Origin of the sequence: Saccharothrix lopnurensis, assembly GCF_042658445.1 — a bacterium.
Classification (GTDB): domain Bacteria; phylum Actinomycetota; class Actinomycetes; order Mycobacteriales; family Pseudonocardiaceae; genus Actinosynnema; species Actinosynnema lopnurensis.
In genome coordinates, this window is record NZ_JBHSQO010000005.1 from 101,514 (window position 1) to 115,949 (window position 14,436).

The following is a 14,436-nucleotide window of genomic DNA, read 5'->3' on the forward strand; positions in this document are numbered from 1 at the left end:
TCGGGGCGAGAGCCGGCGAACGCGTCGAGGAGGACGGATGAGCAGGATCCCGGTCGGTCGGACGACGGCGGCGGTGGCCGTCACCATGGCCGCCACCCTGGTGGCCGCGTGTGGTGGCGGGGGAGGTGGCGCCGGCGACGACGGCAGGATCACGCTGTCGATCGGGGTGTTCTCCGACTTCGGGTACGCCAACCTGATCAAGGAGTACCAGCAGGCGCACCCGAACATCGAGATCGAGCAGCGCACGGTCAAGATGGAGCAGCACCACACGCAGCTGGCCACCCAGCTCGCCGGTGGTCGCGGCGCGGCCGACATCGTGGCCATCGAGGAGGGCGCCATCGCCCAGTTCCGCCAGTCCAAGGACAAGTTCGTGAACCTGGCGGACCACGGCGCCAAGGAGCTGGAGGGCCAGTGGGCCCCGTGGAAGTGGAACCAGGGCACCGCCGACGGCGGGAACTTCGTGCTGGGCCTCGGCACCGACATGGGCAGCCTCGCCCTGTGCTACCGCCGCGACCTGTTCCAGGCCGCCGGCCTGCCCACCGAGCGCGAGGAGGTCGGCAAGCTGTGGCCGACCTGGCAGGACTACCTGGAGGTCGCCGACACCTTCACCGCCGCCACGCCGGACAAGAAGTTCGTCGACACCGCCCAGAACGTCTACAAGGCGATCCTCGACCAGACCGAGGAGGGCTACTTCGCCAAGGCCGACGACTCGTTCATCGGTGACTCGAACCAGAAGGTCGAGGACGCCTTCCGGCTGGCGGCCACGCTGGGCGAGAAGAAGCAGACCGGCGCGCTGGCCTCGTTCAGCCAGGACTGGAACGTCGCCCTCAAGCAGGCGTCCTTCGCCACCACCACCTGCCCCGCGTGGGCCCTCGCGCTGATCAAGGCGGGCGCGGGCGACGAGGCCGCGGGCAAGTGGGACGTGGCCGCCGCGCCCGGCGGCGGCGGCAACTGGGGTGGCTCCTTCCTGGCCGTGCCCAAGCAGGGCAAGCACCAGGAGGAGTCCTACGAGCTGGCCAAGTGGCTGACCGCGCCCGAGCAGCAGAAGCGGATCTTCAAGGAGACCGGCAACCTGCCCAGCGAGCCTGCCGCCTACCAGGACCCCGAGGTCACCGCGACCAAGAACGAGTACTTCAACTCCGCGCCCGTCGGCGAGATCTTCGGCAACTCCGCGGAGAGCCTGGAGCCGACCTACCGCGGCACCAAGGACTCGGTCGTCACCCCGGTGTTCAACAACGCCCTGTCCCGCGTGGAGAGCGGCAAGCAGTCCACCGCCGAGGCGTTCGAGCAGGCGGTCCGGGAAGCCCGGGAAGCGACGAGGTGACGGTCGCACCGGAGCGGACGGGGGCGGGACGGGGCGGCGCCCCCGTCCCGCCCCCCGCCGGGCGCGGGTCGTGGCGCGACCGGCTCGGCCGGTGGGACACCAGGTACACGCCGTACCTGGTCGTCGCGCCCTTCTTCGTGGTGTTCGGCGTCTTCGGGCTCTACCCGCTGCTCTACACCGCGTGGGTCTCGCTGCACGACTGGCAGCTCATCGACGGCAACCAGGGCTTCACCGGCCTGGCCAACTACACCGAGCTGCTGTCCGACGGGAACTTCTGGAACGCGCTGGGCAACACCATCAGCCTGTTCCTGCTCGCCACCGTCCCGCAGCTGTTCGCCGCGCTCGGCCTGGCCGCCGTGCTCGACCGCGGGCTGCGCGGCCGGGCGTTCTGGCGCGCGGGGGTGCTGCTGCCCAACGTCATCTCGGTCGCGGCGGTCGCGCTGGTGTTCGCGCAGCTGTTCGGCCGTGACTTCGGCATCGTCAACCACCTGCTCGGCCTGGTGGGGATCGACCCGGTGGACTGGCGCGCCGAGACGTGGGCCTCGCACCTGGCCATCAGCTCCATGGTCATGTGGCGGTGGACCGGCTACAACGCGCTGATCTACCTGGCGGCCATGCAGTCGGTGCCCAAGGACATGTACGAGTCGGCCCTGCTCGACGGCGCGTCCCGGTGGCGGGTGTTCTGGTCGATCACGGTGCCCAGCATCCGGCCGACCATCCTGTTCACCGTCATCGTGTCCACCATCGGCGGTATGCAGCTGTTCGTCGAGCCGCAGCTGTTCGACCCGGGCGGCACGGCCACCGGCACCGGCGGTGACGACCGGCAGTTCCAGACCCTGGTGATGTACCTGTACGAGAAGGGCTTCCGGCTGTTCGACGCGGGCTACTCGTCGGCCATCGCCTGGGTGCTGTTCCTGCTGGTGCTCGTGGTGGCACTGGTCAACTTCGCGGTGACGCGGCGCATCGCGTCGAAGGGGTGAGGCGGATGGCGGTCGTGGAGTCCCGCGAGGCGTCTCGCGAAACCCCGCGCGGGGCGTCGGGCGAGGCGCCCCGCCGGGAGCGCCGGGGGGCGTCGCGGTTCTCCGTCGCGCACGCCGGCCCGCTCGCCTACGGGCTGCTGGTCGTGGTGCTGCTCGCGTCGGTGTTCCCGCTGTACTACTCGTTCCTGATCGCCAGCAAGGACAACTCGGCGCTGGGCGACGTGGTGCCGTCTCTGGTGCCGGGCGGGAACCTGCTGGAGAACCTGACCCGGGTCTTCGACACCGTCGACTTCTGGCTGGCCATGCAGAACTCGCTGGTGGTCGCGGGCACGGTGGCGATCAGCAACGTCGTGCTGGGCACGCTGGCCGGGTTCGCGTTCGCGCGGCTGCGGTTCCGGGGCCGGAACTCGCTGTTCCTGGTCGTGGTCGGCACCTCGATGGTGCCCACGCAGCTCGGCGTGATCCCGCTCTACATGCTGATGTCCGACCTCGACTGGTACGGCACCCTCCAGGCGGTCATCGTGCCCGCCCTGATCGGCGCGTTCTCGGTGTTCTGGATGCGGCAGGCGTGCGAGGAGTCCGTGCCGTACGAGCTGGTCGAGGCGGCGCGGGTGGACGGCTGCACCGTACTGCGGACGTTCTGGCACGTGGCGTTCCCGGCGGTGCGGCCGCAGGCGGCGGTGATGGGCATGTTCACGTTCATGACGGCGTGGAACGACTTCTTCTGGCCGCTGATCGTGCTGGACCCGAACGACAGCCCCACCGTGCAGGTGGCGCTCTCTACGCTGGCCAGCGGCTACTACACGGACTACTCGCTGATGCTGTCCGGCGCGTCGCTCGCGGTGCTGCCGGTCGTGGCGATCTTCGTCCTGCTGGCCCGCCAGATCGTCGGCGGGCTCATGCAGGGCGCGGTGAAGGGGTGAACTTCTCGGTGAACTTTCCGGTGACCACAACGGACCCGGCGCTCGACGTCGACCTGTTGCGCTTCCCGCCCGGCTTCACCTGGGGCGCGGCGACGGCGGCGTTCCAGATCGAGGGCGCGACCACCGAGGACGGCCGGGGACCGTCCATCTGGGACACGTTCGCGGCGCGACCGGGCGCGGTGCTGGGCGGCGACACGGGCGACCCGGCGTGCGACCACTACCACCGCTACGCCTCCGACGTGGAGCTGATGGCGTCGCTGGGCCTGGGCTCGTACCGGTTCTCGCTGGCGTGGCCGCGCATCCAGCCGCTGGGTTCCGGCCCGGTGGAGCCGCGCGGGCTCGCGTTCTACGACCGGCTGGTGGACGAGCTGCTGGGGCGCGGCATCCAGCCCGTGGTGACGCTCTACCACTGGGACCTGCCGCAGGCGCTGGAGGACCGGGGCGGGTGGCGCGACCGCGACACGGCCTACCGGTTCGCCGAGTACGCGCAGGTGGCGCACGCGCACCTGGGCGACCGCGTGCGGGAGTGGACCACGCTGAACGAGCCGTGGTGCTCGGCGTTCCTGGGCTACGCCACCGGCATCCACGCACCCGGCGTGGTCGACCCGAAGGGCTCGCTGGAGGCGGCGCACCACCTGCTGCTGGGGCACGGCCTGGCGCTGCGGGCGATGCGCGAGCAGGCGTCCGCGGAGCACCGGTTCTCGGTGGTGCTGAACTTCTGCGCGGTGATCGCGGAGGACGAGGAGGCGGCCCGCAAGGTCGACGGCCTCCAGAACCGGCTGTTCCTCGACCCGCTGGCCGGGCGGGGTTACCCGGAGGACGTGCTGGCCGACACGGCGTGGCTGGGGGACTGGGCGTCGGTGGTGCGGCCCGGTGACCTGGACGCGATCGCCGCCCCGGTCGACTGGATGGGCGTGAACTACTACAGCCCGACCCGGGTGGCTCGGGCCGAGGACCCGTCGGTGGTGGCGGAGGGGCCGTTCCCGGGCCTGCGCGGGGTGGAGTTCCTGCCGCCGGAGGGCGAGGTCACCGGGTTCGGCTGGGAGGTGCGGGCCTCGGCGTTCACCTCGCTGCTGCGGCGGCTCGGGCGGGACGTGGCCGTGCCGCTGGTGATCACCGAGAACGGGTCGGCGTTCCCCGACGAGCTGGTGGACGGCGAGGTGGTGGACGAGCGGCGGACCCGGTACCTGGTCGACCACCTGCGGGCGGTGCACGCGGCGATCGAGGCCGGGGTGGACGTGCGCGGGTACTTCGCGTGGTCGCTGCTGGACAACTTCGAGTGGGCGGCGGGGTACAGCCAGCGGTTCGGCGTGGTGCACGTGGACTACGCGACGCAGGAGCGGACCGTGAAGCGGAGCGGCCGGGTGCTGGCGCGGGTGATCGGCGCGAACGCCGTGCCGGCGCGGGGCTACGACCTGGGCTGATCGGCCTGGGCTGCCCGGTGTGCTCGACCGCGCCGGGCAGCCCGGACCACCCGGGGTGTTCGACCGCGCCGGGCAGCACCGGCCACCCGGGGCCGACCGCGCCGCCCTACGGCGCGGACTCGCGCTTGACCAGCGACGTCGGCAGGACCTCCCGCCTCGCCTTGACCGGCTCGTCCCGCAGCAGCCTCAGCAGGTGCGACACCATGTGGCGCACCTGCGCGGTGGTGTCCTGCCGCACGCTGGTCAGCGGCGGCGCGGTGTGGGGCGCGATCATCGGGTGGTCGTCGAAGCCCACCACCGCGACGTCCTCCGGCACCCGCCTGCCCGCCTCGCGCAGCGCGTCCAGCGCGCCCGCCGCCATGTGGTCCGAGGCGATGAACGCCGCGTCGAGGTCGGGCACGCGCGCCAGCAGCGCCTCCATCGCCCGCTTGCCGCCCTCGCGGGAGAAGCCGCCGTCCTCGGTCATCAGCGCGGTCTTCTCCTCGTCGGCTCCCACCGCCCGCTGCCACCCGGCCAGCCGGTCCCGCGCGGAGTGCTCGTCCAGCGGCCCGGTCACCGAGACGACCCTCGTGCGGCCCATCGCGAGGAGGTGCTCGGTGGCCAGCAGCCCACCGCCCTGGTTGTCGTGGTCCACCAGGTGCATCCCGCGCAGCGAGCCCCACGGCCGGCCCGCGTACACGACCGGCAGCGGCAGCTTCCGGGCGGTGGTCAGCACCTGGTCGCCCTTGTGCGGCGCGAACATCAGCGCGCCGTCCACGTGGCCGCCCGCCAGGAACCGCTCGGCCCGCGCCTGGTCCTGCGGCGAGTGCACCAGCATGAGCACCATCTGCACGTCGGCGTCGGCCAGCGCCCGCGCCGCGGACCGGATCAGCCAGGCGAAGTGCGGGTCGTCGAAGATCTTCGGCTCGGGCTCGGAGAACACCACGGCGACCGCGCCGCTGCGCCGCGTCACCAGCGCCCGCGCCGCGTGGTTGGGCTGGTAGCCGAGCGCCACCACGGCCGCCGTGACCGCCTCGTGCGCCTCCGGGCTGACCCTGGGGGAGGCGTTGAGCACCCGGGACGCCGTCGCCCGGGAGACACCCGCCCTGGCGGCCACGTCCTCCAGCGTGGGTCGGGTGCCTGAGTGCGACTGGACGGACACGGGCACCACTCCTCGGACGATCGCCTTGCCGGCCCCAGCTTAGCCCGAGGCGACCTGCCGGGAAGCGCTCTCCGACTGCACCGGACCGGTGATGTCGGCGTGGCCCGTGGAGATCGACACCCGCAGCAGCCCGTCCTCCCGCCGGGACGAGTGGGCCAGGCCGGCGCGCGTCGCCGTGCGCGTCAACCCGCTCTCCGCGGGCAGGCACCAGCCGACCAGCTCCCGGTGCCCGGCCGCCCGCGCCGCGCGGGCCAGCGCGCCGAGCAGGGCCGTGCCCACGCCCCGGCCCTGCCAGGCGTCCTCCACCAGCAGCGACACCTCGGCGCTGTCCGGAGTGGACATCGGGAGGAGCTGGCCCAGCGCCACCACCCGATCGGCGCACTGCGCCACGGTGGTCGTGCCCCGGGGCGGGCTGAGCAGCCGGTGCAGCCACCGCCGGGGTACCGTCCGCATCCCCGCGTGGTACCGGTTGAACAGGGTGCCCATCGAGCACCGGGCGTGCAGGTCGGCCACGGCGTCCTCGTCACCGGTCCGGCCGGGCCGCAGCACCAGCGCCATCCCGTCGTCGGTCAGCAGCGCGGCGGGCCGCGGGACCAGGACGCCACCGGTGGCCAGCAGGTCCAGCAGCGCCCGCGCCCGCGCCAGCTCGACCTGCGCGAACGGCGCCCAGCCGCGCCGGGCGACCACGACCACGCCGTTCCCCGCGACCAGCCGCGCGTGGTGCTCGTCCGGGTCGTCCGGGTCGTCCGCCGATCCGGGCACGACCACCACGGAGTCGGCCGCCAGCACCACCCGCAGCGCCTCGCACGCGGTGGCGGGGTCGCGCACCGCCTGCCCGGCCGCGCGCAGGGCCGCCGTCGGGGCGTCGACCAGGTCGCGCACGTCCGCGGCGGTGATGCCCGCGCACCGACCGCCCTCCGCGCGCACCTCGGCCACCAGGTCGGCGGGCAGCAGGCCGGGCGCGGCGCGCACGACCAGCTCGTCGACCACGCCGCCGGGCACCGGGATCACGGACAGGGCCAGCACGTTGCAGTCCCGTCCGGCCAGCCGGACGGTCACCCGGGCCAGGGCTCCCGGGCTGTCGTCCAGCTCGACGCGCAACCGCCAGGTCTTCGGTGTGGGCTCCATGCCCCCAGGCTGGTCGGCCGACGTTGCCGCCCGGCGACACGGGCGTTTCGGCTCCGTTGAGCCGGCGCCCGTCCCGAACGCTGAACTCACCGGGCCCGAACGTACGACACGGTGGTCCTGAACGTACGACTCGCGCGCGAGTCGTACGTTCAGGCCGCGCGAGTCGTACGTTCAGGACACCCGAGTTCTTCACCCGGGAGTAGGTCAGTCGTCGCAGTGCGGTGGCGGCAGCGGGTTGAGGGGGCTGCACGGCCAGGCGGTGCTGCGGGCCGACGGCGTGGTGGTGGTCGTCGCCGGCGGCGCCTGGGTGGTCGGCTCGCGCTCGGGCGGCGGCGTGGCGGCGGGCGCCCTCGTCGTCGTGGTGGGCCTGGTGGTGGTCGTGGAGCTCGGCGTGGGGGACAGCGCGTCCAGGGCCGCCCCGCTCGACGACGCGGACGCGCTGGTCGAGGTGGAGGGCCGCTCGGTGATCCACGTGGAGACCGGCATGTCGGCCTGCTCCCGGTCGTTCACCCCGTCGATGTACACCCCGATGAGGACACCCGTCAGCGCCGACGCCGCCACGGCCAGGCCGCACGTCGCCCACAGCACCCGCACAGCGAGCCTCCTTCACAGAACGCACTTGTCGCGCGAGGTGAGCGGCTGAACAGTACCGCCCCGTGGCCGGAACCCGCTCCACGCCGGGCGCCCCGCCGCCGGTCCGCCCGCTGAACACGGGCTTTCCGCTCCGCCGCGGTCGACGAGCGGAGCGGCCCGGCGGTGCCGGCGCCCGGTTCCCCGCCGGCCGACCGCACCCGCTCACCAGGAGTATCGGCGGCCGGCGCGCCCAGGCTGATACACCCGATCGGGCGTCCTGCGGTGGGGCGAGCGCACGGCGTGCGGGATGGTTCGGACCACGTGCCGGTTCCCGGGGCGTGGACGGGGTTCACCCCGGTTCCCCACGGGGTCGCACCGCCGCCAACCGCCGCTCCAGCGCCGCCGTGCCCAGCACGCGGGCCAGCACCAGCCCCGCCCCGGACAGGCCCGCCACCAGCACCGACCCGGTCATGTGCCAGGTCGGCGCGTCACCCGCGCAGGCGAAGACGTCGGTGAACTCCCCGGTCGAGCAGGTGACGTAGGCGATCGGCGCGAGCGCGATGCCCGTCGCGGCCACCCCGCCGAGCAGGGCCGCGCCGAAGGTGCGCATCAGCGGGAACGCGGCGTTGGCCGCGGCGGCGGCCGAGATCGCGAACAGCAGCGGCACCGGGTGCGGGAACGGCCCGAACGCGGCGCAGCCGACCATCAGCGCGCACACGATCGCCAGCCCGACCCGTTCGTCCACGCGGCGACCCTAACAACGCCGCCCGCCGCACGTCAGAACTTCGTAAGGCGGTTCGGGCCCCGCGCCGCCGCCCGTTTCGCCAGGGTTGTCCCCGAAGACGACTTCGGGAGGTGTGGGATGTCCAAGCGAGCAGTGGTGGTCGGTGTGGCGGGCGTCGTGGTGGTGGCGCTGGTGGTGGGTCTGTCCCTGTTCCAGCCGTGGCGGTTGTGGACGGACCGGACCGCCGACGAGGCGCTGCTGGTGCCGGTGGGCACCACGAGCACGAGCGGCGCCGCGGACCGGGCGGTTCCGACCACGTCGCCGCCGCCGGCGGGCCTGGTCGTGGTGGCCTCCGGCCCGTTCCGGGCGATCGGCTACGCCACCAGCGGCAGCGCCTCCCTGGTCCGGCTGCCGGGGGGCGGGCACGCGGTGCAGTTCGAGGCCCTGGACACCACGGACGGCCCCGACCTGTACGTCTACCTGTCGGCGCAGCCCGCCGAGGCGGAGGAGGCCGCGTTCGCCTCCGGCTTCACCAGCCTGGGCAAGTTGAAGGCGAATCGGGGCAACCAGGTGTACGAGGTGCCCGCCGGCACGGACCTGTCCGCGGTCCGCAGCGTCGTGATCTGGTGCCAGCGGTTCGCCGAGGGTTTCGGCGTAGCGCCGCTGGTACACGCCTGACACGCAGCGGAAACACGGAGTAGTGGTCTGGGCCACATATAGCCTTTTCGCCGTATTGACGTATCTGGTCTAGACCACTTAGAGTGATGGGTACCACAACGTCCCTCGTTGGTGGGCGGGCGGATGCCCCATCGACGAGGAGCCGGCTCACTGGGGTGGGCCACCCGTTGGCGGCGGCGCGGCACCGCCTCTCTCTCCCCACGCCGCGCCGTCGCCCACGGCACTCCGGGCGGCCGTGGCACCGCGTCCGGGGCGCCGCGGCACCACGGGGGCCCTCACCGCCCGTCGCCCACGGCACTCCGGGCGGCACGCCCGATCGGGCACACTGGACGGTGATGCTCACCCGGACCATCGCCATCCACTACGTGCACGCCGCCCTGCGCGGAGCCCTGCGCCGCGGCCACGCCGCCGGGGAGTTCCTGGGCCCGGCCGGCATCGGCGAGGCCCTGCTGGCCGATGGGCGGGCCCGCATCACCCCCGCCCAGTACACGAGGCTGGTCCAGGTGCTCTGGGAGGTCCTGGACGACGAGTTCATGGGCCTGGGTCCGCAGCCGAGCAAGCGCGGGACCTTCCCCACGATGTGCCTGCTCGCGGTGCACTGCGCCTCGCTGGAGGAGGCGCTCGGCCGCGGCCTGGCGTTCTACGGGCTGTTCGACGTCCGGCCCGCCATGGCGCTGGACGAGCGGGACGGCACGGCCGCGTTCACCCTGGACGCCGCGGGCGTGGACGACCCGGACCGGTTCCTGGTCGAGTCGCTGCTGGTGCTGTGGCACCGGTTCTCGTCCTGGCTGATCGGGCGGCGCATCCCGCTGCGCGGCGTCGACCTCGCCTACCCCGAGCCGCCGCACGCCGCCGAGTACCACCTGATCTTCGGCGCGCCCCTGCGGTTCGGCGCGCCGACCACCACGCTGCGCTTCGACACCCGCTTCCTGCGGATGCCGGTGGTCCAGGACGAGGCGGCGCTGAAGCGGTTCCTGCGGGGCTCGCCGGCCGAGCTGCTGTCGCGCCGCGACTACGGCGCGGACGCCTCCAGCCAGGTGCGCCGCGTGCTCGGCGGCGGGGTGTCCGGCCTGGACAACGTGGCCGCGCGCCTGGGGGTCAGCGCGCCCACGCTGCGGCGCAAGCTCGCCGCCGAGGGCACGTCGTTCCGCGAGGTGCGCGAGCAACTGCTGCGCGACCAGGCGGTGGCGAGCCTGGTGCGCGGCGGCGAGTCGGTGGAGGAGCTGGCGCTGCGGCTGGGGTTCTCCGAGGCCAGCGCCTTCCACCGGGCGTTCAAGCGCTGGACGGGCAGCAGCCCCGGCACCTATCGGAGGAGCAAGCCGCTGTAGGCCGATCGGCTGGTACCGCTTGCCACCGCCCTCCGTACCAGCGATCGTGCAAATGCACGTGCATCTGCACGATCGTCAGGGGGTTGGATGCAGAACCGCTTCGCGGGAGGGGCGTTCGGGGGAGCGCTCCAGACCAGCGGGTCGATCAACGGGGGCGTCGCGTTCCACGTCACGGCGACCACGCCGGTCGAACTGCTGCTCAAGGCCGTCGACCACATCTCCTCGCGGCACGCCGTCATGCGCGCGGTGGCCCTGCTCGAACTCGAACAGCTCGCGCGCGACCACCCGCAGCTGCGGCGGACCGTGTGCCACATCCTCAACGCGTACCTGGACCTGCAACGGCGGCCCGACGTCGCCGAGCAGCGGGTCCGCCGCGTGGCCCGCGCGGTGCTGTGCCGGGTGGGGAGGTTGGCCGCCCCACCCGGCACGTGACCTAGTACGCCTCGCCGCGCGCCGCGCGCTCGCGCAGCGACGTCGGCGGCCGGAAGCGCTCGCCGTAGGTGTCGGCCAGGTAGTCCGCCCGCTCCACGAACTCGCGCAACCCGTACGAGTTGACGAACTGCACCGTGCCGCCGCTCCACGGGGCGAAGCCGAACCCGAGGACGCTGCCCACGTTCGCGTCGCCCACCGAGGTCAGCACGCCCTCGTCCAGGCAGCGGATCGTCTCCAGCGACTGGATGAACAGCAGCCGGTCCTCCACGTCCCGCTCGGTCACGCCCGCGTCGGCCCCGGCCCAGCGCCGGAGCCCCGGCCACAGGAACTTCCTCCCGCCCTCCGGGTACTCGTAGAACCCGGCGCCGCCGGCCTTGCCGGTGCGCCCGCCCGCCACCAGCTCCTCCAGCACCGCGAACGCCGGGTGGTCGCCCAGCGCGCCGGCGTTCGCCGGGTCGTCGGCCAGGGTCTGGTCCCTGATCCGGAGCGGCAGGGTCAGCGTGACCTCGTCGGACACCGCCAGCGGGCCCACGGCCATGCCGGCGCGCCGGGCCACGTTCTCGACCAGCGCCGGCGCCACGCCCTCGGCCACCATCGACACGGCCTCGGTGACGTAGGTGCCGAACGTCCGCGAGGTGTAGAAGCCGCGGCTGTCGTTGACCACGATCGGGGTCTTGCCGATCCGGATCACGTAGTCGAACGCGCGGGCCAGCGTCTCGTCCGAGGTCTTCTCGCCGCGGATGATCTCCACCAGCCGCATCTTCGGCACCGGCGAGAAGAAGTGCAGGCCGATGAACCTGGTCGGGTCCGACACGGCCGAGGCCAGGCCGGTGATCGGCAGCGTGGAGGTGTTCGACGCGATCACCGCGTCCGGCAGGGCCGACGCCTCGGCCGCGGGCAGCACCCGGTGCTTCAGCTCCCGGTCCTCGAACACGGCCTCGACGACCAGGTCGCAGCCCGCCAGGTCGGCGTCGGAGTCGGTGGGGGTGATGCCGGGCGTGTCGCCCGCGCCCCTGCGGGCGGCCTCCAGCGTCACGTCCTTGAGCACGACCTCGATCCCGGCCTTGGCGCTGACCTCGGCGATGCCCGCGCCCATCATGCCCGCGCCGAGCACACCGACCCTGGTCACCGCCGTCCGCTCGACCCCGGCCGGGCGGGAGCCGCCCGCGGTGATCGCGTTGAGCTGGAACCAGAAGGTGTTGATCATGTTCTTGGCGACCTGGCCGGTGACCAGCTCGACGAAGTAGCGGGCCTCCACCACCAGCGCCGTGTCGAAGTCCACCAGCGCGCCCTCGACGGCCGCGGCCAGGACCCGCTCCGGCGCCGGGAACACGCCGTGGGTCTTCTTCCGCAGCACGGCGGGCGCGGCGGCCAGCAGCCCGTAGAGGTCCGGGTCGCCCACCCGCACGTCGGGCACGGCGTACCCGGGCCCGTCCCACGGCTGCACGGGCTCCGGGTTGGCCCTGATCCAGGCCCGCGCCTTCGCCACCAGCTCCTCGCGGGTGGCCGCCAGCTCGTGCACCATCCCGGCCTGGAGCGCCCGCGCCGGGCGCAGCTGCCTGCCCTCCATCAGCAGCGGCAGCGCCGGCTGCACGCCCAGCAGCCGCACCAGGCGCGTCACGCCGCCCGCGCCGGGCAGCAGCCCCAGCGTCGCCTCCGGCAGGCCGATCCTGATCCGGTCGTCGTCCAGCGCCACCCGGTGGTGGCAGGCCAGCGCGATCTCGAACCCGCCGCCGAGCGCGGAGCCGTTGATCGCCGCCACGACCGGCCTGCCCAGCCGCTCCAGGCGCCGCAGCTGGCCCTTGACGTCCTCCAGGAACCCCAGCGCCTCGGCGGCGTTGTCCGGGGTGATCCGGACCAGCACGTTGAGGTCGCCGCCGGCGAAGAAGGTCTTCTTCGCCGAGGTCAGCACGACCCCGGTGATCCCCTCGCGCTCGGCCTCCAGCCGCGCGACCGCCTCGCCCATCAGCCGGTGGTACTCGGCGTTCATCACGTTCGCCGAACCCGGCATGTCCAGGGTGAGCGTGACGATCCCCTCGTCGTCGCGCTCGAAGTGGATGGTCATCTACACCCTCTCGATGATCGTCGCGATGCCCATGCCGCCGCCCACGCACAGCGTGGCCAGGCCCCGGCGCAGGTCCCGGCGCTCCAGCTCGTCGAGCAGGGTGCCGAGGATCATGCAGCCGGTCGCGCCCAGCGGGTGGCCCAGCGCGATCGCGCCGCCGTTGACGTTGACCTTCTCGTCGGGCAGGTCCAGCTCCCGCTGGAACCGCAGCACCACCGACGAGAACGCCTCGTTGATCTCGAACAGGTCGATGTCCTCGACGGTCAGCCGCGCCTTCTCCAGCGCCTTGCGGGCGGCGGGCGCGGGACCGGTGAGCATGATCGTGGGCTCGGTGCCGACCACGGCCGTGGCGGTGATCCGCGCGCGCGGCGTCAGGCCCAGCTCCCGGCCGGTGCGGGCGCTGCCGATCAGCATCGCCGCCGCGCCGTCCACGATCTGCGACGAGTTGCCCGGGGTGTGGACGTGCTCGATGCGCTCGACGGCGGGGTAGCGGTCGATGGCCACCGCGTCGAAGCCCAGGTCGCCGTGGAAGGCGAAGGACGGCTTGAGCCTGCCCAGGCCCTCCATCGTCGTCTCCGGGCGGATCGCCTCGTCGTGGTCGAGGACCACCGCGCCGTTGCGGTCGACCACCGGGACCAGGGACCGGTCGAAGTGCCCCTTGTCGCGGGCCAGGGTCGCGCGCTGGTGGGAGCGCAGCGCGTAGGCGTCCACGTCCTCGCGGCCGAAGCCCTCCAGGGTGGCGATCAGGTCGGCGCTCACGCCCTGCGGCACGAAGTGGGTGGCCAGGTTCGTCTCGGGGTCGGCCATCCACGCGCCGCCGTCGGAGCCCATCGGCACCCGCGACATCGACTCGACGCCGCCCGCGACCACCAGGTCCTCGAACCCGGACGCCACCTTCGCCGCCGCCAGGTTCACCGACTCCAGGCCCGAGGCGCAGAACCGGTTGAGCTGCACGCCCGCGGGCCGCAGGTCCCAGCCCGCCGCGAGCACCGCCGTGCGCGCGATGTCCGCGCCCTGCTCCCCGACCGGCGAGACGACGCCGAACACCACGTCGTCCACGGCCGAGGTGTCCAGGTCGTTGCGCCGGGCCAGCGCCGCGAGCACCCCGGAGGCCAGGGTGATCGGCTTGACCGAGTGCAGCGAACCGCGCTTCCCCCGGCCACGCGGTGTGCGCACCGCGTCGAAGATCAAGGCTTCGCTCATGCTCCCCACGGTAGGGTCCGAGCCGGGGCGGGCCCATGACCGCGGCAGGTGACTTATTAGCTCACCTCGTACTCCATGACCTCGCTGTCGCCGTTCCCGACGAACCCGAGCCGCTCGTACAGCCGGCGCGCCACCCGGTTGCCCCGGAACACGCGCAGCCGCACGCGCGCCCACCCGTGCTCCCGCGCCCACGCCAGCACCTCGCCGACCAGCACCGCGCCCACGCCCCGCCCCCGGAACTCCGGCTTCACCCACATCGAGTACAGGTACAACACGTCCGAGAGGTCTTCGTGGGGCACGCCGGCGACCAGCGCGACCGGCTCCGGTGCCTCCGCGATCACCTTCACCCCGCGCGCCGGGTCCAGGAACGCGCGCCACCACGCCTCGTCCACGCCCTGCTCGTGGGCCAGCGCCGCGCCGAAGGCCGCGGGGTCGCTGCGCAGCGCGGTGAGCCGGATGTCCCGCCACGTGGCCCAGTCCTCCGGCGTCAGCCGCCTCACCTTCACACCGTCC

14 protein-coding genes are annotated in these 14,436 nt (G+C 73.3%); 7 read left to right on the forward strand and 7 right to left on the reverse strand.

What is annotated here, in order from left to right:
• Nucleotides 1-37 precede the first annotated feature (37 nt).
• From ACFP3R_RS07100 to ACFP3R_RS07115, 4 genes are all read left to right on the forward strand, one after another.
• Nucleotides 38-1,324 (forward strand): extracellular solute-binding protein, encoded by a 1,287-nt coding sequence (locus tag ACFP3R_RS07100; RefSeq protein ID WP_380633962.1) that lies wholly within the window; start codon nucleotides 38-40, stop codon nucleotides 1,322-1,324.
• Between the two features lie 116 nt (nucleotides 1,325-1,440).
• Nucleotides 1,441-2,304 carry a carbohydrate ABC transporter permease gene (locus tag ACFP3R_RS07105; protein ID WP_380634237.1) on the forward strand — a complete coding sequence of 288 codons (864 nt, stop codon included), beginning with the start codon at nucleotides 1,441-1,443 and terminating at the stop codon, nucleotides 2,302-2,304.
• 5 nt (nucleotides 2,305-2,309) lie between these two features.
• Entirely contained in the window at nucleotides 2,310-3,227 is a 918-nt protein-coding gene (locus tag ACFP3R_RS07110; protein ID WP_380633963.1) for a carbohydrate ABC transporter permease, read from the forward strand.
• Between the two features lie 20 nt (nucleotides 3,228-3,247).
• Complete coding sequence (locus ACFP3R_RS07115) at nucleotides 3,248-4,651, forward strand: GH1 family beta-glucosidase (protein ID WP_380633965.1); 1,404 nt, start codon at nucleotides 3,248-3,250, stop codon at nucleotides 4,649-4,651.
• Nucleotides 4,652-4,757: 106 nt separating this feature from the next.
• On the opposite strand, the gene ACFP3R_RS07120 is transcribed toward ACFP3R_RS07115, so the two are convergent.
• The 4 genes from ACFP3R_RS07120 to ACFP3R_RS07135 form a co-directional block, all read right to left on the reverse strand.
• Entirely contained in the window at nucleotides 4,758-5,792 is a 1,035-nt protein-coding gene (locus tag ACFP3R_RS07120; protein ID WP_380633966.1) for a LacI family DNA-binding transcriptional regulator, read from the reverse strand.
• Between the two features lie 39 nt (nucleotides 5,793-5,831).
• On the reverse strand, nucleotides 5,832-6,920 hold the full coding sequence (locus ACFP3R_RS07125; protein ID WP_380633968.1) for a GNAT family N-acetyltransferase: 1,089 nt from the start codon (nucleotides 6,918-6,920) through the stop codon (nucleotides 5,832-5,834).
• A 204-nt stretch (nucleotides 6,921-7,124) separates the two neighbouring features.
• Nucleotides 7,125-7,514 carry a hypothetical protein gene (locus ACFP3R_RS07130; RefSeq protein ID WP_380633969.1) on the reverse strand — a complete coding sequence of 130 codons (390 nt, stop codon included), beginning with the start codon at nucleotides 7,512-7,514 and terminating at the stop codon, nucleotides 7,125-7,127.
• Nucleotides 7,515-7,842: 328 nt separating this feature from the next.
• A complete protein-coding gene (locus ACFP3R_RS07135) occupies nucleotides 7,843-8,238 on the reverse strand; it encodes a hypothetical protein (RefSeq protein WP_380633971.1) in 396 nt (131 codons plus the stop codon).
• A 117-nt stretch (nucleotides 8,239-8,355) separates the two neighbouring features.
• On the opposite strand from ACFP3R_RS07135, the gene ACFP3R_RS07140 reads away from it, so the two are divergent.
• The 3 genes from ACFP3R_RS07140 to ACFP3R_RS07150 all read left to right on the forward strand — a co-directional run bounded on the left by ACFP3R_RS07140 (nucleotide 8,356) and on the right by ACFP3R_RS07150 (nucleotide 10,655).
• Nucleotides 8,356-8,895: a DM13 domain-containing protein gene (locus ACFP3R_RS07140; RefSeq protein ID WP_380633973.1), complete on the forward strand. Its 540-nt coding sequence runs from the start codon at nucleotides 8,356-8,358 to the stop codon at nucleotides 8,893-8,895.
• Nucleotides 8,896-9,230: 335 nt separating this feature from the next.
• A complete protein-coding gene (locus ACFP3R_RS07145; protein ID WP_380633974.1) occupies nucleotides 9,231-10,223 on the forward strand; it encodes an AraC family transcriptional regulator in 993 nt (330 codons plus the stop codon).
• Between the two features lie 87 nt (nucleotides 10,224-10,310).
• Nucleotides 10,311-10,655, forward strand: a complete 345-nt coding sequence (locus tag ACFP3R_RS07150) for a hypothetical protein (protein WP_380633975.1) — start codon at nucleotides 10,311-10,313, stop codon at nucleotides 10,653-10,655.
• Nucleotide 10,656: 1 nt separating this feature from the next.
• On the opposite strand, the gene ACFP3R_RS07155 is transcribed toward ACFP3R_RS07150, so the two are convergent.
• Genes ACFP3R_RS07155 through ACFP3R_RS07165 form a run of 3 tightly spaced genes read right to left on the reverse strand, consistent with a single transcriptional unit; the run spans nucleotide 10,657 to nucleotide 14,423 of the window.
• Nucleotides 10,657-12,720: a 3-hydroxyacyl-CoA dehydrogenase NAD-binding domain-containing protein gene (locus ACFP3R_RS07155; protein WP_380633976.1), complete on the reverse strand. Its 2,064-nt coding sequence runs from the start codon at nucleotides 12,718-12,720 to the stop codon at nucleotides 10,657-10,659.
• Entirely contained in the window at nucleotides 12,721-13,923 is a 1,203-nt protein-coding gene (locus ACFP3R_RS07160; protein ID WP_380633977.1) for an acetyl-CoA C-acetyltransferase, read from the reverse strand.
• 56 nt (nucleotides 13,924-13,979) lie between these two features.
• Nucleotides 13,980-14,423, reverse strand: a complete 444-nt coding sequence (locus ACFP3R_RS07165; RefSeq protein ID WP_380633979.1) for a GNAT family N-acetyltransferase — start codon at nucleotides 14,421-14,423, stop codon at nucleotides 13,980-13,982.
• Nucleotides 14,424-14,436: the final 13 nt, after the last annotated feature.